The following is a 17,135-nucleotide window of genomic DNA, read 5'->3' as shown; positions in this document are numbered from 1 at the left end:
GTGATCAGTCCACCGTCACGTAGTCGGGGCCGGAGTAACGGCCGGTCGCCAGCTTCTGACGCTGCATCAGCAGGTCGTTGAGCAGCGAGGAGGCGCCGAAGCGGAACCAGTGGTTGTCCAGCCAGTCCTCGCCCACGGTCTCGTTGACCAGGACCAGGAACTTGATGGCGTCCTTGGTCGAGCGGATGCCGCCGGCGGGCTTGACACCGACCTGGACGCCGGTCTGGGCGCGGTAGTCGCGCACGGCCTCAAGCAGGACCAGGGTGTTGGCGGGCGTCGCGTTCACCGCGACCTTGCCGGTCGACGTCTTGATGAAGTCGGCGCCGCCCATCATGCCGAGCCAGGAGGCGCGGCGGATGTTGTCGTACGTGGAGAGCTCGCCGGTCTCGAAGATGACCTTGAGGCGGGCCTTGTCACCGCACTCGGCCTTCACGGCCGCGATCTCCTCGTACACCTTGAGGTAGTGACCGGCCAGGAACGCGCCCCGGTCGATCACCATGTCGATCTCGTCGGCCCCGGCGGCCACGGCGTCGCGTACGTCCGCGAGCTTCACCGGGAGCGCGGCGCGGCCGGCCGGGAAGGCCGTGGCGACGGACGCGACCTTCACGGTCGAGCCCTTCAGGGTCTCCTTGGCGGTGGCGACCATGTCGGGGTAGACACAGACGGCGGCGGTGGCCGGGGTGGTGCGGTCCAGCGGGTCGGGGTGGACGGCCTTGGCGGCGAGCGCCCGGACCTTGCCCGGGGTGTCCGCGCCTTCGAGCGTCGTCAGGTCGATCATCGAGATGGCCAGGTCGATGGCGTACGCCTTGGCCGTCGTCTTGATCGAACGGGTGCCGAGGGACGCGGCGCGCGCTTCCAGGCCCACCGGATCGATGCCGGGGAGCCCGTGGAGGAAGCGGCGCAGAGCCGCGTCCGACGCGGTCGCGTCGGCGAGGGCAGCTGCGGGTGCATTGGTGGGCATGGTCACCAGATGAGCATATCTACGCGCGTAGCGTCCTGTACAGCCCCGCTGACCAGGGGCGCTTTGGAACGAGGGCCTCCGGTCTTGATCGAACCGCTGCGAGCGGGTTCCTGTCACACCGCTGTGACATGGAGCGGACGGCTCCGAAGAACAAGATCAATAGATTTATCCATGCAGCCCGCCGAACGCTCACCGGCCCCGACCGAACGAGAAAACAGCGGCATGCGGCTCTTCCCACTCACACCACTTGTCTCCAAGGGAGTCGTCATGCGTAACGTCCTTCGCACCGCCCTCGCCAGCGCGGTCGTCGCCGGTGTAGCCCTCACCCCGGTTGTCGCCGCGACCACCGCGCTCGCCGCGCCGTCCGTCCCGGTCTCCGTCTCCAAGGCGGCCCCGTCGAACAACGACCGCTACTCCGGAACGCCGGTCTACATCGGCAAGGGGTACGTCGCGGTGCTGCGCAACCACACCTCCGACGGCGGCCCCGAGGCCTGGATCCGCGCCGTGGGCCCGAACTGGAAGCCCGGCGACAACTACATGCTCCACGTCATGGAGGTGCTGGACGACAACAAGACCAGCGCCGTGGTCGACGGCATCGACCTGTACCTGGACCGGGGCGACCTGCCGAAGCTCGTCGTCTCGGGCAAGGGCAGCACCAACACCACGGTCTCCTTCCCCGAGCGCGTGCACGACGGCGCGACCGCGGGCCAGGACCTGGGCGCCCGCGCGCTGGCCGACGGCTCGTCCGCCGAGCTGTGGAAGAAGGACGACGGCACGTACGTCCTGGAGCTCGGCACGCGGGACGGCAAGCCGCGCGGCTCCGTCACGGCCTGGCCGGGCATCGAGGACGGCAAGCAGATCGGCGGCATGTGGGTCGGCCTCAACGGCAGCGGCAAGGTGGGCTCCTGGCTCAACCCGGCGCCCGGCCGTTTCGACGGCGACTTCGACGCCACCAAGGGCTGCACGACGTTCCGTACCAGCGGCACCCCGTTCGAGGGCCTGAACCTGAAGCTGTCGAACGGCCCGGAGGGCGCGATCGCCGAGGTGGGTGACGTCCACGGCGGCCCGGTCTACGACCGTCTCTCCGCCACCCACCCGACCGGGGTGCTCGGCGGCGCCCGGGTGATGATGGACGTGGCGGGCGGGCCCGTCTTCCAGATGCACGTGGCGAGCGCCCCGGGCACGAAGATGTGGGCCACCATCCCGTTCCCGGCGAAGCCGTCGGGCAAGGGCTGCGCGACCACCACCGGTACGTCCGGTAAGTCCGGCAGCAAGGCGGGCGCGCCGACGGCCAAGACCGCCACCGCCACCTCCGACGTCACCCCGCAGACCGCCTCCACCGGCCCGCAGATCGTCCCCCAGGGCGCCGTCGCGGCCGGGGCCGAGGTCAAGGGCTCCGGCAACGGCAACACCGCGCTCGTCGCCGGTGGCGCGGGCCTCGCGTCCGTGGGCGTCGCCGGGCTCGGCTTCGCCGCGCTGCGCCGCCGGTCCGCGCGCCGCTGACCCGAGCCGCACCCGTACCCGGGGCGCCGCCACGACCTGACACCGTGGCGGCGCCCCGCTCCGCTGTGGCGCCCCTCTCGGCCGTACTCGAACACGTACGGCACAATCGGCCCCATGACGAGCCCCACGCCGCCCGCCGAGCCCACCTACGCCGACCGCGTGTACCGGTCACCCGCCGGTATCGCCGCGGGCGTGCTGCTGCTCGGCCTCGGGCTGTGGCTCGCCGGGGACGCGATCGTGCGGGGCCACGGCAGTGCGCCGTGGCTGGCGCTGGCGGGGGTGATCTGCCTGGTTCCGCTGGTGTTCGCGTTCACCCTTCGGCCCGCCGTGTACGCCAACGACGAGCGGCTGCGGGTGCGCAATCCGTTCCGGACGATCACGCTGCCGTGGGCGTCGGTCGCGGACGTGCGGTCCGGGTACTCCAGTGAAGTCTTCGACCAGGGCGGTAAGAAGTACCAGCTGTGGGCCATTCCTGTTTCGCTGCGGCAGCGGAAGCGGGCGGCTCGGGCGCAGGTTCGTGACGCGGCGAATGATCCGTACGGGCGTACGTCCACTTCTGCGCGGGCCGATGACGAGAAGTCCCGGCTTGCTCCTGCGGACCGGACCATTCGTGAGCTTCGGGAGCTTGCCGAGCGCAACGGTGGGCGTGAGGGTGCGCAGGGGTCGCCCAGCGTGCGGTGGGCTTACGAGGTCATCGCGCCCGTTGTCGTGGGGGCGGTGCTGCTTGTGGTGCTGCTTGCCGTTGGCTGAGCGGTTGTAGGTGCGGTTTCGTCTGCGGGTCGTCTGTGGCTGGTCGCGCAGTTCCCCGCGCCCCTAAAAGCCTGGGCACCCCAGCCGTCATCGCGAGCCCGGCCGCCGCGCCCCGACCCTCACGGTGGGCCCGGCCACACCAGCAGCATGTAGGCGCCCAGCCAGGCCGATGACAGTGCCGCCGCCACCGTCAGCAATGCCGCCACATGGCGTCTCGCCCGCGACAGGGAGAGGGCCAGGGGGAGCAGGAGGGGGAAGCCGGGGATCAGGAAGCGGGCTCTGGGGAAGTAGACGCCGCCGCTGCCCAGGACCACCACCAGCAGCATTCCCGTGAAGATCAGCAGCACCAGTGGCTGGCGGTCCGCCAGGCACAGCAGGAACAGCGCTCCTGACATGATCAGCACCAGGGATACGACCACCAGGAAGAGCGCCGGGGAGCGGTCGTACACCAGGAGTGTGCGCAGTTCGCGCAGGGTGTCCGCGCCGCCGTCCCACTGGTTGCCCCAGAGCTTCTGGACCGCGAAGTAGCCGTCCCAGCGGCCCAGTCGGGCCCCTACCCAGGCCACGTATCCGAACCAGCCCAGGGGGGCCAGGAGCGCCCCCGCGAGTGGCCTCTTGGCGAAGCCCGAGCGCCATAGCGTCGCCAGGGCCGCCAGGGTCACCGCCGCCGCCACCGCGATCCCCGTCGGTCGCGTGAGGCCCGCCAGGGCGGCCAGGGTTCCCGCCGTCACCCAGCGGCCCGTCAGGGCGCAGTACAGGGACCACGCCGCCAGCGCCGTGAAGAGTGATTCCGTGTAGCCCATCCACTGCACCACCGCCACCGGCAGCGAGCCCCACAGGATCGCCAGTACGGTTCCGGTGCGCCGCCCGTACAAGCGGTCGCCCACCGCGAACACGCCCCACGCGGCGAATGCCGAACACACCACCGCGACCACCAGCCCGACGCTCGCGCGCGAGCCGGGCGTTACCGCCGCGCACGCCTTCACCACGACCGGGTAGAGCGGGAAGAACGCCAGGTCGTTGTGGTTGAGCTGGGTCCCGAGCACCTGGTCGTAGCCGTGGTCGGCGATGCCCAGGTACCAGTGGGAGTCCCAGGACGTGGCCAGCGTCGTCCAGACGCCGTGGCCCTTGAGGTGCGCCCACTTGGCGAGGACCGCCAGGCCCAGCAGCCGGACCGCGAGATAGCCGAGCAGCGCGGGCGCGGCCCGGGCGAGGGCGTCGCCCAGCCGGGCCGGCGGCGAACGGAAACCGTCCCCGCCGCCCGGGGCCTGGTGGCGGCGGGCTGCGGGGACGGGACGGCGGCCCGTACGCGTGCGCGTACGGGCCGCCGGTGCGGCGATCGGGGGCACTGCGGCTGCTCCTGGGCTCGGCGGACGGTACCGGCCCACCCTTTCTCGGATGATCCGGAAAGGGCCGGGAGCTGCGTCGGACGCCGTACGGGATTCACTCGTACGGGCGGACTCCGCAGGGGGTTCAGATGCCCGCGGCCACCGCCAGGTCCTTCTTGATCCCGGCGAGCAGGACGGTCGCCCTGTCGCGCGCCTCGGGCAGCCTGTCGGCGGAGCCGACCGGGACCACGACCTCCAGGTAGCATTTGAGCTTGGGCTCGGTGCCGCTGGGGCGGACGATCACGCGGGCGCCTTCGAGGTAGTACCGCAGACCGTCGGTCGGCGGCAGCTCCTCGGTGCCCTCGGTCAGGTCCTCGGCCTTGGTGACCGCGAGGCCCGCGAGCGAGGTCGGCGCCTTCTCGCGCAGCCGCCGCATCGCGTCCGAGATGATCGAGAGGTCCTCGACGCGCACCGACAGCTGGTCGGTGGCGTGCAGCCCGTGCTCCACGGCCAGGTCGTCGAGGAGGTCCAGGAGCGTACGCCCCTGCTCCTTGAGGACGGACGCGAGCTCGGCGACGAGCAGGGCGGCGGTGATGCCGTCCTTGTCGCGCACGCCCTCGGGGTCGACGCAGTAGCCCAGCGCCTCCTCGTAGCCGTAGCGCAGACCGTCGACGCGGGCGATCCACTTGAAGCCGGTCAGCGTCTCCTCGTAACCGACACCGGCCGCCTCGGCGATCCGGCCGAGCAGCGAGGACGACACGATCGACTCGGCGAAGACGCCGGAGACGCCCCTGGAGACGAGGTGGGCGGCGAGCAGCGAGCCGACCTCGTCGCCGCGCAGCATCCGCCAGCCGCCCTCGACCGACGCGTCCGGCACGGCGACCGCGCAGCGGTCCGCGTCCGGGTCGTTGGCGATGACGATGTCCGGAGTGACCGCGCGCGCGGCCTCGAACGCGAGGTCCATCGCGCCCGGCTCCTCCGGGTTGGGGAACGCGACCGTCGGGAACGCCGGGTCGGGCTCGGCCTGTTCGGCCACCAGCGCCGGCGGCGGGAAGCCCGCCCGGGCGAAGGCCGCCGTCAGGACGTCCTTGCCGACGCCGTGCATGGCCGTGTAGACGACGCGGGCGGTGCGGGGGGACCCAGGGGTCAACACCGCGTCCGTACGCGCCAGATAGGCCTCCAGGACCTCCTCGCCCAGCGTCTCCCAGCCGTTCTCGGGCCGGGGGACGTCGTGCAGGGAGGCGATCGCCGCGATCTCGGCGGCGATCTCCGCGTCGGCGGGCGGCACGATCTGCGAGCCGTCGCCGAGGTAGACCTTGTAGCCGTTGTCGCGCGGCGGGTTGTGGCTCGCGGTCACCTCGACGCCCGCGACGGCGCCCAGGTGCCTTATCGCGTACGCGAGGACCGGCGTCGGCAGCGGGCGCGGCAGCACGACCGCCTTCAGGCCCGCGCCGGTCATCACGGCGGCCGTGTCGCGCGCGAAGTCCGCGGACTTGTAGCGCGCGTCGTAGCCGACGACGACCAGGCCGTCGCCCTGGCCCTTCGCCTTCAGATACGCGGCGAGCCCGGCGGCGGCGCGGATGACGACCGAGCGGTTCATCCGCATCGGGCCGGCGCCCAGCTCGCCGCGGAGCCCGGCCGTGCCGAACTGGAGCGTGCCCGCGAACCGCGCGGCCAGCTCCGTCAGGTCCTCGCCGTCGATGAGCTTGGCCAGCTCCTCGCGCGTCTCGCCGTCCGGGTCCTCGGCCAGCCAGGCCTTGGCCAGCGCGATCAGGTCCTGCGTCACGTCGAAATCCCTTCCGATACGGATCGGGGTCAGATGCGGTCGAGTACCCGGGTCAGCAGCGAGCCCATGCGCGCCGCCGAGTCACGGCCGGCCTGGAGCACCTCTTCGTGGTTGAGGGGCTCACCGGTCAGGCCCGCGGCCAGGTTGGTGACCAGCGAGATGCCGAGCACCTCGGCGCCGGCCTCACGGGCGGCGATGGCCTCCAGGACGGTCGACATGCCGACGAGGTCGCCGCCGAGCACGCGGACCATGTTGATCTCGGCCGGGGTCTCGTAGTGCGGCCCGGGGAACTGGACGTACACGCCCTCTTCGAGGGTCGGGTCCACCTCCTTGCACAGCGCGCGCAGCCGCGGCGAGTACAGGTCGGTCAGGTCCACGAAGTTGGCGCCGATGATCGGGGACGCGGCCGTGAGGTTGAGGTGGTCGCTGATCAGCACGGGCTGACCGGGGCGCATGCCCTCGCGCAGACCGCCGCAGCCGTTGGTCAGCACGACGGTCTTGCAGCCGGCGGCGACGGCGGTGCGCACACCGTGCGAGACGGCGGTGACGTCACGCTTCTCGTAGTAGTGCGTACGGCCCAGGAAGACCAGCGCGCGCTTCTCACCGATCTTGTACGAGCGGACCTTGCCGCCGTGACCCTCCACGGCCGGCGGCGGGAAGCCGGGCAGCTCGGTGACGGGGAACTCGGCCTCGGGCTCACCGAGCGCGTCGACGGCCGGCGCCCAGCCGGAGCCCATCACGAGGGCGACGTCGTGGGTCTCGGCGCCGGTCAGCTCGCGAAGGCGCGCGGCGGCGGCGTCGGCGGCGGCGTGGGGGTCGCCCTGGATGTTGTCCGGAATAACAGATGCGTTCACGACGACGAGGGTAACTGCTGGTTCCCTACGCGCGTAGATGACTGGCGGCACAAGGGTTGGATCGTTGCGTTGTCGTTTCCCACGAGCCCCGACCCCCTAGGGGCGCGGGGCTGTGACATGTGCGGCTCCGCCGCGTGGGCGCGACCAGCCCAGCACGGTCCGCAGATGAACGGGGGTCCACTCAGCAGGGGCGCTTGCGCAACTCCATGACGTAGTCATGTGGCGCGCCAGCGGACTCCGCCGCGTCGGCCAGTTCGCCCAGGTAGCGCGCGGACGGCAGACCGCCCTCGTAGGCGTTGAGTACGTAGATCCACGCCGGCTCCTCCCCGTCCAGCGTGTCCACACGTACCCGCATGCGGCGGTAGATGTCGAGGCCGACGCCCTCCCAGCGGTCCATCGAGTCCTCGTCGAGCGGCGCGATGTCGTACAGGGCGACGAAGACCTGGGAGCGCGGTGCCTCCACGATCGTGGCGAGGGCGCCTTCCCAGCCCATCTGCTCCCCGCCGAAGGTCAGCCGCCAGCCGTTGAGCCAGCCGGTGCCGCGCAGCGGGGAGTGCGGGGCGCGGCGCGTCATCAGCCGCGGATCCATGTTGCCGGCGTACGCGGCGTAGAGCGACATGGTGTCGAGGGTACGACAGCGGCCCGTGCGTGCTCGCGCGAGAATGGCACACGGGTGTGACGGCCGGATGGCGCCCCGGGGACGAAGCATCTTGAAGCGTGCGGGACAATGAGCTACGTACTGCATTTCCACAATGCGAGGCGGAACATTTCGTGACCCGGATCGTGATCATCGGTGGCGGACCCGGCGGATACGAGGCGGCCCTGGTGGGCGCCCAGCTCGGCGCGGAGGTGACCGTCGTCGACTGCGACGGTCTCGGCGGGGCGTCGGTGCTCACCGACTGCGTGCCGTCGAAGACTCTGATCGCGACGGCCGAGGTGATGACCACCTTCGACTCTTCGTACGAGGAGTTGGGCATCCTGGTCGCCGACGACACCCCTCCGAACGAGCAGGCGGCCCGCGTCGTCGGCGTCGACCTCGGCAAGGTCAACCGACGCGTCAAGCGCCTCGCGCTGGCGCAGTCCCACGACATCACCGCGTCCGTCACGCGTGCGGGTGCGCGCGTGCTGCGCGGCCGAGGCAAGCTCGGCGGACCCCAGGGCATCGACGGCACCCGTGACGTCATCGTCACCGCCGCCGACGGCAGCGAGGAGATCCTCACCGCCGACGCCGTACTGATCGCCACCGGCGGCCACCCGCGCGAGATCCCCGACGCCCTGCCGGACGGCGAGCGGATCCTCAACTGGACCCAGGTCTACGACCTGGAGGAGCTGCCCGAGGAGCTGATCGTGGTCGGCTCCGGCGTCACCGGCGCCGAGTTCGCGGGCGCCTACCAGGCGCTCGGCTCCAAGGTCACGCTCGTCTCGTCCCGCGACCGGGTGCTGCCGGGCGAGGACCCGGACGCGGCCGCGGTCCTGGAGGACGTGTTCCGCCGCCGCGGCATGAACGTCATGGCCCGCTCCCGCGCCCAGTCCGCCAAGCGCGTCGGCGACCGGGTCGAGGTCACGCTCTCCGACGGCCGGGTCATCAGCGGCACGCACTGCCTGATGGCGGTCGGCGCGATCCCGAACACGGCGGGCATGAACCTGGAGGAGTCCGGGGTCAAGCTCCTGGAGTCCGGCCACATCTGGACCGACAAGGTCTCCCGTACGTCCACGCCCGGCGTGTACGCGGCCGGTGACGTCACCGGGATCTTCGCGCTCGCCTCGGTCGCGGCCATGCAGGGCCGGATCGCGATGTACCACTTCCTGGGCGACGCGGTGGCCCCGCTGAACCTGAAGACGGTCTCCTCGAACGTCTTCACCGACCCCGAGATCGCCACCGTCGGCTACTCGCAGGCCGACGTGGACGCGGGCAAGATCGACGCGCGCGTGGTCAAGCTGCCGCTGCTGCGCAACCCGCGCGCCAAGATGCAGGGCATCCGCGACGGCTTCGTCAAGATCTTCTGCCGCCCGGGCACCGGGATCGTCGTCGGCGGCGTGGTCGTCTCGCCGCGCGCCTCGGAGCTGATCCACCCGATCTCGCTCGCGGTCGACAACAACCTGACCGTCGAGCAGATCGCGAACGCGTTCACGGTCTACCCGTCCCTGTCGGGTTCGATCGCCGAGGTCGCACGGCAGCTGCACACCCGCAAGAAGGCGGGGGAGGCGTAACAGAGGCGCGCGGGGAGCGCGGCGGCGCGGAACAAGGCGCCCGAGAGGGCGCCTATACCACTTCGTGGACACCTCTGTGCACACCTTCTGTTATTCGGCGCAAACTGCTGAAAACAATCGGCCGCTCAGGTTACTGTCAGTTTCGTGTTCGCTGCAGAACGTCGCCAATTGATCCTCGAAATGGTGCGCGCCAACGGGGCGGTATCGCTCCGGGAGCTCGCCCGCGTCGTCCAGACCTCCGAAGTGACCGTACGGCGAGACGTGCGGGCACTGGAGGCCGAAGGACTCCTCGACCGCCGGCACGGCGGTGCGGTACTGCCGGGCGGATTCACGCGAGAGTCCGGCTTTCCGCAGAAATCCCATCTCGCGACCGCGGAGAAGACGGCCATCGCCGATCTCGCCGCAAGTCTTGTCGAAGAGGGCGAGGCCATCGTGGTCGGCGCGGGGACGACCACGCAGGAGCTGGCCCGCCGGCTCGCCCGGGTCCCCGGCCTGACCGTCGTCACCAACTCCCTGCTGGTGGCCCAGGCGTTGGCCCACGCCAACCGCGTGGAGGTCGTCATGACCGGCGGCACCCTGCGCGGCTCCAACTACGCCCTGGTGGGCAGCGGGGCCGAGCAGTCGCTCCAGGGGCTGCGGGTCTCCCGCGCCTTCCTCTCGGGGAGCGGGCTCACCGCCGAGCGCGGCCTGTCGACGTCCAACATGCTCTCCGCGAGCGTCGACCGCGCCCTGGTGCAGGCCGCGGCCGAGGTCGTGGTCCTGGCCGACCACACCAAGCTCGGCACCGACACCATGTTCCAGACGGTGCCGACGGACGTGATCACGCGCCTGGTCACCGACGAGCCCCCCGGCCATGATGACCGGGCCGGTACCGAGCTCCAGGCTCTGGCCGATCAGGGCGTGCAGATCGCGGTGGCCGGGACGGGCTCGGGCGGCGAGGGCGTCCCGCCGGGGCGCCAGCCCCGCCGGGACGTGCCGGTTCCCGGCCAGCGCCGCAGCCATGTCCCGGGCGCGGGCCCCCAGTTGCGCAGCGCGGCAGCGCTCGGTGACCAGCAGGGACCCGGCGACCGGGCGAGAGTGGCCGACCTGCGGCGCCGCTAGAGGCTATTCGGCCACGTGCGGACCCGGGCCCTCCGGTCCGGGTGCGCCAAGCTGGTGCAGGCTGTCACGGCTTCAGGCCCCGCAACGTCAGTGCGAGGAGGCGGTCGGCCAACTCCGGGTCGTCCGGGGCCTGTTCGGCCGCCAGTGCGATGGCGTTGGTGAGCTGCATCAGATCGCCGATGGTCACGTCGACTCGTACGGTCCCGGCCAGCTGGGCCCGTACGAGCAGTGCGCTGCCCGCCTCGCGCATCGGCACGCTGCACTGCGCGAGGGCCGAACTGTCGTCGTGCGACGCCGACATGAGGGCTCGGGCCACCCCTCTGTACTCACCCGTATGAGTGATGATGGCGCGCAGCCACTCCACGAGCGCCGTGCACGGCTGCTCGGCGTCCAGCAACTCCCGTGAGCGCGTGAGGAGTACGTCCACCTCGCTCTGGAAGATCGCGTTCATCAGCGCCTGCCGGTTCGGGAAGTGCCGGTACAGGGTGCCGATCCCGACGCCCGCGCGCTTGGCCACGTCTTCGAGCGAGGCGTCCGTCCCGTGCTCCGCGAACGCGGTCCTGGCCACGCCCAGGAGCCGCTCGTAGTTGCGCCGCGCGTCGGCACGCATGGGCCTCGTCGTCATAGTCCAAGGATGCCCGAACACCGCGCTCACGGGGCCGCCCGGTACCGGTCCAGGGCCGAGGCCCGCTCATGGAACGGGATGCGGGACAGACGCGACACCATCGTCCACATCTTGCGCTCCTCGGCGAGCTCCTTGGGCAGCACCAGGCCGAGCGCGTCCGCGAGCGGCTTGCGGCCCGCGTTGACCAGCGCGCGTACCGACGCCGCCCACTCGTCGGTCGCGGTCACCGCCGCCCGGTACCAGAGCGGCACCAGCACACCGAGCGCCACCGCCGTGGTCAGCAGCAGCGGTACGTCCGCCGAGGCGGCGGGGAGCGTGGCGAGCGCGATCAGCGCGACCGCCGTGTGCCCGGCGAGCAGCGCGACGAAGAAGTCCACGCTGGTGCGCGCGAGTTCGACCTGACGGCACAGCTTGTCGGGACCCGCCCCGGTCAGCTCGTTCCACAGCAGCTGGGTGTCCAGGCGGTACCGGTCGTGCCCGTACTCCTCGAAGCGGCGGATCGCGTTGCCGAGCCGGGTCGGCGCGATCTGCGCGGAGTCCACCGGGAACCGGCTCAGGCGCTCCTGGAGCAGCGCCCGCTGCGCCGACGTGCGCCGCCGGTCCTTGCGCACGGCCCGCGCGAGCCGTGGATCACTGCTGACGCGTACGAGATCGGCGGCGGCGAGCGGTGCCAGCGCGGTCCCGTCCCTGCGGCGCCGCTCCAGGCCGAGCAGCAGCAGCCGGTCGGCGAGCGCGCCCTGCGCGGCCCGCGCCCGCCGGCACCCCGCCTCGTACGCCCGCGCGGGCCACAACACGTACCCCTCAAGGAGGCGGTACAGCAGGTTCTGCAGCGCGCTGAGGACCAGGCCGAACAGGAGCGCGGAGGTCAGCAGCACCAGCATCGCGCCGGGCGCGCTGCCCGGCCACAGCCGCTGGGCGACGGCGGTCCGGCGCAGGCTCGGCGCGACGGCCAGCGCGAAGACGCCGAGGTTCAGCGCGGTCGGCAGTATCCACCCCACGAGCAGCGTCCACGCCCCGCCGAGCACCCCCTTGGCGATGTCACCCAAGGTCGTCGTCCCAGGAGTCGTCGTCGGGGTTGGTGGTGGGGCCGGGGGAGGTGTGGCGGAGGGGGCCGGTCGCGCGGGCCGAGCTGCCGGTGGCCATGTTGCCGGGGGTGATGTTGCCGATCTGGATCTGGATACCGCCACGGCTCTCGTACGACTCGTGTTCGCGGTCGGTGAGGCCCGGCGCCGACAGTCCGAGGGCGGCCAGCTCGGCCCGCACGGTGTCGAGCACCAACTGCCGTACGATCCCGGCGATCCGGTGGCTGTCCAGGAGCTCCGGTTCCGACAGCTCCCGCTCGGCGGCGAGTTCGCGGATCGAGACGCGGGGACCGGTGACCCCGAGGCTGTCGAGCAGCGACAGCGCCCGCAGTCGGCGCACCGGCCATACGGCCAGCTCGGCGAGGGCGCCCGCACCGGCCGAGGGCGTGCGCAGGAACGCCAGGGCCAGAGACCGGCCTTCGGAGCGCGGCACGAACGGGTGGCCGCTGGATTGCCACCCTTCCCCGGGCCGCCCGGCCGCCGCGAAGTCCGGCCGTACCGGTGGGAGTACGTAGGTGTGGAGCTCGACGCTGAGGTACGGGTTGACGAGCCGGACGCGTACGAACACGGTGGTCAGCTGGGAGCGAGGGCCGCGGCAGACGATCCGCAGCAGCCTGATGCCGGGGCCGGAGCCGCCCAACGCGCTGTCGTGGAGCCGATCCAGGTCCCGCGAGTCGTACAGCCGGGAGGGGGGCGGTGCCACGTCCTCGGACAGGAACAGGCAGTTGTCCACCTGCTGGGCGAGAGCGCTCACGCGTGCGACGGAAGCGCCGACGACGTCCAGGATCCTGCGGGCGACGAAGCGCTCCACGTCGGGCCGGTCCGACGGCCGCAGCCGGGTGGTGACGCACTCCGCGTGCAGCGCTGTGCCCGACCCGACGAAGGGGTCGCCGGGTGGGTGCACGACCATCCGCGAAGCCTGGGTGCGGGTGATCTGGGAGATCGTCGGGCCCAGTTCGGCGAGGGTGGCGCCGGGCCCGCGCGAGCTCGGCGGATGCGACTGGATCCCGGTCAACTGCCGGACGACCGAGCGCCGATGGAACCCCGTCACCACCACCATCATCGCGGTCAGAGGGATCGCCGCGACGAAGGGGGCCACGCCCCACACGCGCGGCCCGTCCACCCCGGACAAGGCCACCACCAGCGTCGCGTACCCCACCAGCGTCAGCCGTCCGAAGCCACGCAGGGCCCCGCCCCACAGCCGCGCCCCGCGCGTCGGCGGTGGGCGGCGGGCGACCACGGCGGTGGGCAGCGGCGACGCCCGGTCGCCCAGCACCCGGGCCGCGCCGAACAGCGCCGACGCCCCCACCGCATACACCGCGAAGAGCCAGCCGAGCAGGACGAAACCGGTGATCCACAGAAGTGCGGTCGGCAGCGCCCAGAGCCGGGCCAGGCGGCGAGCGCGGAAGGCTTCGACAAGGACGGGGACCGCGTCGAAGTCGTACGCGGGGGCGGCGACGCGTGCCGGGTGCTCGTACAGCTCGTCGATGACCGCGTCGCGGAAGCGGGCGTCGAGATGGACACCGGCCATCAACTGCCGGGTGGCCTCGGTGCGTTGATCGGACACCGCCGCAGCGTACCGCCGGGCCGAACGCCGAGACCCCCGCTCGGACGAACCGGCGGGGGCCTCAACAGCTCAGCTGGGTGCGGGAGTTCAGTCCTTGATCTCGCAGATCGTCGCGCCCGAGGTGACGGAGGCGCCGACTTCGGCGGAGAGGCCCTTGATGGTGCCGGAGCGGTGGGCGTTGAGCGGCTGTTCCATCTTCATGGCCTCAAGGACGACGATGAGGTCGCCTTCCTTGACCTCCTGGCCTTCCTCGACGGCGACCTTGACGATGGTGCCCTGCATCGGGGACGCGAGGGTGTCGCCGGAGACGGCGGAGCCTGCCTTCTTGGTGGCGCGGCGCTTGGGCTTGGCACCGGCGGCGAGGCCGGTACGGGCCAGCGACATGCCGAGCGACGAGGGCAGGGAGACCTCGAGGCGCTTGCCGCCGACCTCGACGACGACCGTTTCGCGACCGGCCTCTTCGTCCGTCTCGGCGTCGGCCGGGGCGGCGAAGGGCTTGATCTCGTTGACGAACTCGGTCTCGATCCAGCGGGTGTGGATGGTGAAGGGGTCGCTGGTGAAGGCGGGGTCGACCACGACGGCGCGGTGGAAGGGGATGGCGGTGGCCATGCCCTCGACATTGAACTCGGCAAGCGCGCGGGAGGCGCGCTGGAGGGCCTGCTCGCGGGTGGCGCCGGTGACGATCAGCTTCGCCAGCAGCGAGTCCCAGGCCGGGCCGATGACCGAGCCGGATTCGACGCCCGCGTCCAGGCGCACGCCCGGGCCGGTGGGCGGGTTGAAGGTGGTGACGGTGCCGGGGGCGGGCAGGAAGTTGCGGCCCGGGTCTTCGCCGTTGATGCGGAACTCGAAGGAGTGCCCGCGCACCGCCGGGTCGTCGTAGCCGAGGGCTTCGCCGTCGGCGATGCGGAACATCTCGCGGACCAGGTCGATGCCGGTGACCTCTTCGGTGACCGGGTGCTCGACCTGGAGGCGGGTGTTGACCTCAAGGAAGGAGATCGTGCCGTCCACGCCGACCAGGAACTCGACGGTGCCCGCGCCGACGTAGCCGGCTTCCTTCAGGATCGCCTTGGAAGCGCTGTAGAGCTGTGCGTTCTGCTCCGGGGAGAGGAACGGTGCGGGGGCCTCTTCCACGAGCTTCTGGTGGCGGCGCTGGAGCGAGCAGTCGCGGGTGGAGACGACGACGACGTTGCCGTGGGTGTCGGCGAGGCACTGGGTTTCGACGTGGCGGGGCTTGTCGAGGTAGCGCTCGACGAAGCACTCGCCGCGTCCGAAGGCGGCAACGGCTTCGCGGACGGCCGACTCGTAGAGCTCGGGCACTTCTTCGAGGGTGCGGGCGACTTTGAGGCCGCGTCCGCCGCCGCCGAAGGCCGCCTTGATCGCGATCGGCAGGCCGTGCTCCTCGGCGAAGGCGACGACCTCATGGGCACCTGCAACCGGGTCGGGAGTACCCGCCACCAGCGGCGCACCCGCCCGCTGCGCGATATGCCGGGCCGCGACCTTGTCGCCCAGGTCGCGGATGGCCTGCGGGGGCGGGCCGATCCAGGTCAGCCCGGCATCCAGCACCGCCTGCGCGAATTCCGCGTTCTCCGACAGGAAGCCGTAGCCGGGGTGGATGGCGTCGGCGCCGGAGTCGGCTGCGGCCTGGAGGACTTTGGTGATGTCCAGGTAGCTGGCGGCCGGGGTGTCACCGCCCAGAGCGAATGCTTCGTCGGCCGCGCGGACGTGCAGAGCGTCCCGGTCCGGGTCGGCGTAGACGGCTACGCTGGCGATCCCGGCGTCCCGGCAGGCCCGGGCAACGCGGACAGCGATTTCGCCACGGTTGGCGATGAGCACCTTGCGCACGATGGCTCCCTCCTTGAAACAAGCTGAGTTTAGGGAAGCCGTACACCGGCCCACGACCCGTCCCCTGTGGTGAGCTTGCCCACACGGAGTGTGATCCGGGGCTCGCTCGTGTGACGAAATCCCTTGTCGCACCACGGTACGCCGGGTCCCTGTCCGGCACATTAGCGTTCCGGTGTGGTCAAGGTCTCTGTCCGCCCGGCCAGTGGGCGGCTCGCATTCTTTGTGGAGTCCCTACGAATGGCCGAATGATTCTTTGCGAGTGAAAGGTCCGGTTCAAGGTCACGTCCGGACCCTTGCCCACAGGTTTACCCGTTAGTAGCGTTCCCATGTCAGACGTACTACCGGTAACAGGGGTAGGTCGCAGGAACACAGGGGGTGGTGCGCCCATGGCGCGCAGACCGGTGGCCGTGGTGGCCGCGATCGTTCTCTTGGGCGAAGCCCTCGGCATCGTGCTGATCAACTGGTTCATGGGCCGGCTCGTCGATCAGCAGAACATGTCCCTCGGCGGCATCTCCTCGGACACGATGAGAAACAGCACGTACATCATGGGGGGCGTGTCCGGTTTCTACCTTGCCGTGTGCGGGGTGGCCATGCTGCTCATCGCCGTACGCGACCGTGCGCCCGGGCGTTTCGGCCGGATCCTGCTGATCAGCTGCGCGGTGGTGCACGGGGTGCTGGGCGCGCTGACGGTCGGTCTGGTGGGCTGGACCGCCTTCGCGTTCATGATGGTCGTGCTGGCCCTGATCGTGCTCGTCCTGATGATGTACGCGCCCGCCGCGCCGCCCGAGCCGGAGGACGGGGAGCCCGCGGAGGTCCCGACGGAGAACGGCACCCCGCCGAGCCCTGCCACCGCCTGAAGTCTTACGCCCAGAGGTCGGTGATGCCGATCCCCAGCTCCGCGAGCAGCGCGCGCAGCAGCGGGAGCGAGAGGCCGATGACGTTGCCGGGGTCGCCGTCGATGCCGTCCACGAACGGCGCCGAGCGCCCGTCCAGGGTGAACGCGCCCGCCACGTGCAGCGGTTCGCCGCTCGCCACGTACGCGGCGATCTCCGCGTCGCTCGGCTCGCCGAAGCGGACCGTGGTGGAGGCGGTGGCCGAGGCGCGCGCCCCGGTCGCGGTGTCGATCACGCAGTGGCCGGTGCGGAGCACGCCCGCGCGGCCGCGCATGGACTTCCAGCGGGCGGTGGCCTCCTCGGCGTCGGCGGGCTTGCCCAGCGCCTCGCCGTCCAGCTCCAGGACCGAGTCGCAGCCGATGAGCAGGGCTCCGGCGGCCTCGGGGCGGGCGGCCACCGCGTCGGCCTTCGCCTCGGCCAGGACGAGGGCCAGCTCGCCGGGCGTGGGCGCGGTGAGCGCGTCCTCGTCGACCCCGCTGACGATCACCTCGGGGGCGAGCCCGGCCTGACGCAGCAGCCCGAGGCGGGCGGGCGAGGCGGAGGCGAGAACGAGACGGCGCGCGGCGGAAGTCATACGGGCCATCGTAGACAGCGCGCACGCGAGGCTCTGACGGCGTACGGCGTCCCCGCAC

The 17,135-nt window shown here is 71.6% G+C and carries 15 protein-coding genes; 5 read left to right on the top strand and 10 right to left on the bottom strand.

What is annotated here, in order from left to right:
* Positions 1–4: 4 nt before the first annotated feature.
* Positions 5–961 (bottom strand): deoxyribose-phosphate aldolase, encoded by a 957-nt coding sequence (deoC, locus tag BG418_RS25055; protein WP_101389756.1) that lies wholly within the window; start codon positions 959–961, stop codon positions 5–7.
* A gap of 267 nt (positions 962–1,228) precedes the next feature.
* Between deoC and BG418_RS25050 the strand changes: the two genes are divergently transcribed.
* Positions 1,229–2,464 carry a hypothetical protein gene (locus tag BG418_RS25050; protein ID WP_188276228.1) on the top strand — a complete coding sequence of 412 codons (1,236 nt, stop codon included), beginning with the start codon at positions 1,229–1,231 and terminating at the stop codon, positions 2,462–2,464.
* A 114-nt stretch (positions 2,465–2,578) separates the two neighbouring features.
* A complete protein-coding gene (locus tag BG418_RS25045; protein WP_188276227.1) occupies positions 2,579–3,214 on the top strand; it encodes a PH domain-containing protein in 636 nt (211 codons plus the stop codon).
* A gap of 119 nt (positions 3,215–3,333) precedes the next feature.
* On the opposite strand, the gene BG418_RS25040 is transcribed toward BG418_RS25045, so the two are convergent.
* The 4 genes from BG418_RS25040 to BG418_RS25025 form a co-directional block, all read right to left on the bottom strand.
* Positions 3,334–4,563, bottom strand: coding sequence for a glycosyltransferase family 39 protein (locus tag BG418_RS25040; RefSeq protein WP_317453749.1), 1,230 nt, complete (start codon positions 4,561–4,563; stop codon positions 3,334–3,336).
* Between the two features lie 124 nt (positions 4,564–4,687).
* On the bottom strand, positions 4,688–6,328 hold the full coding sequence (locus tag BG418_RS25035) for a phospho-sugar mutase (RefSeq protein ID WP_188276226.1): 1,641 nt from the start codon (positions 6,326–6,328) through the stop codon (positions 4,688–4,690).
* Between the two features lie 29 nt (positions 6,329–6,357).
* Positions 6,358–7,182 (bottom strand): purine-nucleoside phosphorylase, encoded by an 825-nt coding sequence (locus BG418_RS25030; protein ID WP_188276225.1) that lies wholly within the window; start codon positions 7,180–7,182, stop codon positions 6,358–6,360.
* A 181-nt stretch (positions 7,183–7,363) separates the two neighbouring features.
* Entirely contained in the window at positions 7,364–7,801 is a 438-nt protein-coding gene (locus BG418_RS25025) for a gamma-glutamylcyclotransferase (protein WP_067163405.1), read from the bottom strand.
* A 152-nt stretch (positions 7,802–7,953) separates the two neighbouring features.
* Here BG418_RS25025 and BG418_RS25020 point away from each other — a divergent pair, with 152 nt between their 5' ends.
* Positions 7,954–9,393: an NAD(P)H-quinone dehydrogenase gene (locus tag BG418_RS25020; RefSeq protein ID WP_188276224.1), complete on the top strand. Its 1,440-nt coding sequence runs from the start codon at positions 7,954–7,956 to the stop codon at positions 9,391–9,393.
* 144 nt (positions 9,394–9,537) lie between these two features.
* The gene (locus BG418_RS25015) at positions 9,538–10,494 is read left to right on the top strand and encodes a DeoR/GlpR family DNA-binding transcription regulator (protein WP_188276223.1); all 957 of its coding nucleotides are present in this window, start codon (positions 9,538–9,540) and stop codon (positions 10,492–10,494) included.
* A gap of 64 nt (positions 10,495–10,558) precedes the next feature.
* Here BG418_RS25015 and BG418_RS25010 read toward each other — a convergent pair whose 3' ends face one another.
* The 4 genes from BG418_RS25010 to BG418_RS24995 all read right to left on the bottom strand — a co-directional run bounded on the left by BG418_RS25010 (position 10,559) and on the right by BG418_RS24995 (position 15,610).
* Entirely contained in the window at positions 10,559–11,119 is a 561-nt protein-coding gene (locus tag BG418_RS25010) for a TetR/AcrR family transcriptional regulator (protein WP_223185356.1), read from the bottom strand.
* A gap of 26 nt (positions 11,120–11,145) precedes the next feature.
* A complete protein-coding gene (locus BG418_RS25005) occupies positions 11,146–12,165 on the bottom strand; it encodes a hypothetical protein (RefSeq protein WP_188276222.1) in 1,020 nt (339 codons plus the stop codon).
* The gene (locus tag BG418_RS25000) at positions 12,158–13,768 is read right to left on the bottom strand and encodes a hypothetical protein (protein WP_188276221.1); all 1,611 of its coding nucleotides are present in this window, start codon (positions 13,766–13,768) and stop codon (positions 12,158–12,160) included. The genes BG418_RS25005 and BG418_RS25000 overlap by 8 nt, the downstream gene beginning before the upstream one ends.
* Positions 13,769–13,855: 87 nt before the next feature.
* Positions 13,856–15,610 carry a biotin carboxylase N-terminal domain-containing protein gene (locus tag BG418_RS24995; protein WP_188276220.1) on the bottom strand — a complete coding sequence of 585 codons (1,755 nt, stop codon included), beginning with the start codon at positions 15,608–15,610 and terminating at the stop codon, positions 13,856–13,858.
* Between the two features lie 386 nt (positions 15,611–15,996).
* Between BG418_RS24995 and BG418_RS24990 the strand changes: the two genes are divergently transcribed.
* Positions 15,997–16,467 carry a hypothetical protein gene (locus BG418_RS24990; RefSeq protein WP_188276219.1) on the top strand — a complete coding sequence of 157 codons (471 nt, stop codon included), beginning with the start codon at positions 15,997–15,999 and terminating at the stop codon, positions 16,465–16,467.
* A gap of 4 nt (positions 16,468–16,471) precedes the next feature.
* Here the strand turns inward: BG418_RS24990 and BG418_RS24985 are convergent, their stop codons facing one another.
* Positions 16,472–17,086 carry a nucleoside triphosphate pyrophosphatase gene (locus tag BG418_RS24985; RefSeq protein WP_188276218.1) on the bottom strand — a complete coding sequence of 205 codons (615 nt, stop codon included), beginning with the start codon at positions 17,084–17,086 and terminating at the stop codon, positions 16,472–16,474.
* Positions 17,087–17,135 lie beyond the last annotated feature (49 nt).

The organism is Streptomyces sp. CBMA152, assembly GCF_014596475.1.
Classification (GTDB): Bacteria; Actinomycetota; Actinomycetes; order Streptomycetales; family Streptomycetaceae; genus Streptomyces.
The sequence above is the reverse complement of the archived record's forward strand: the minus strand, read 5'-3'. Positions and strand labels throughout refer to the sequence as shown.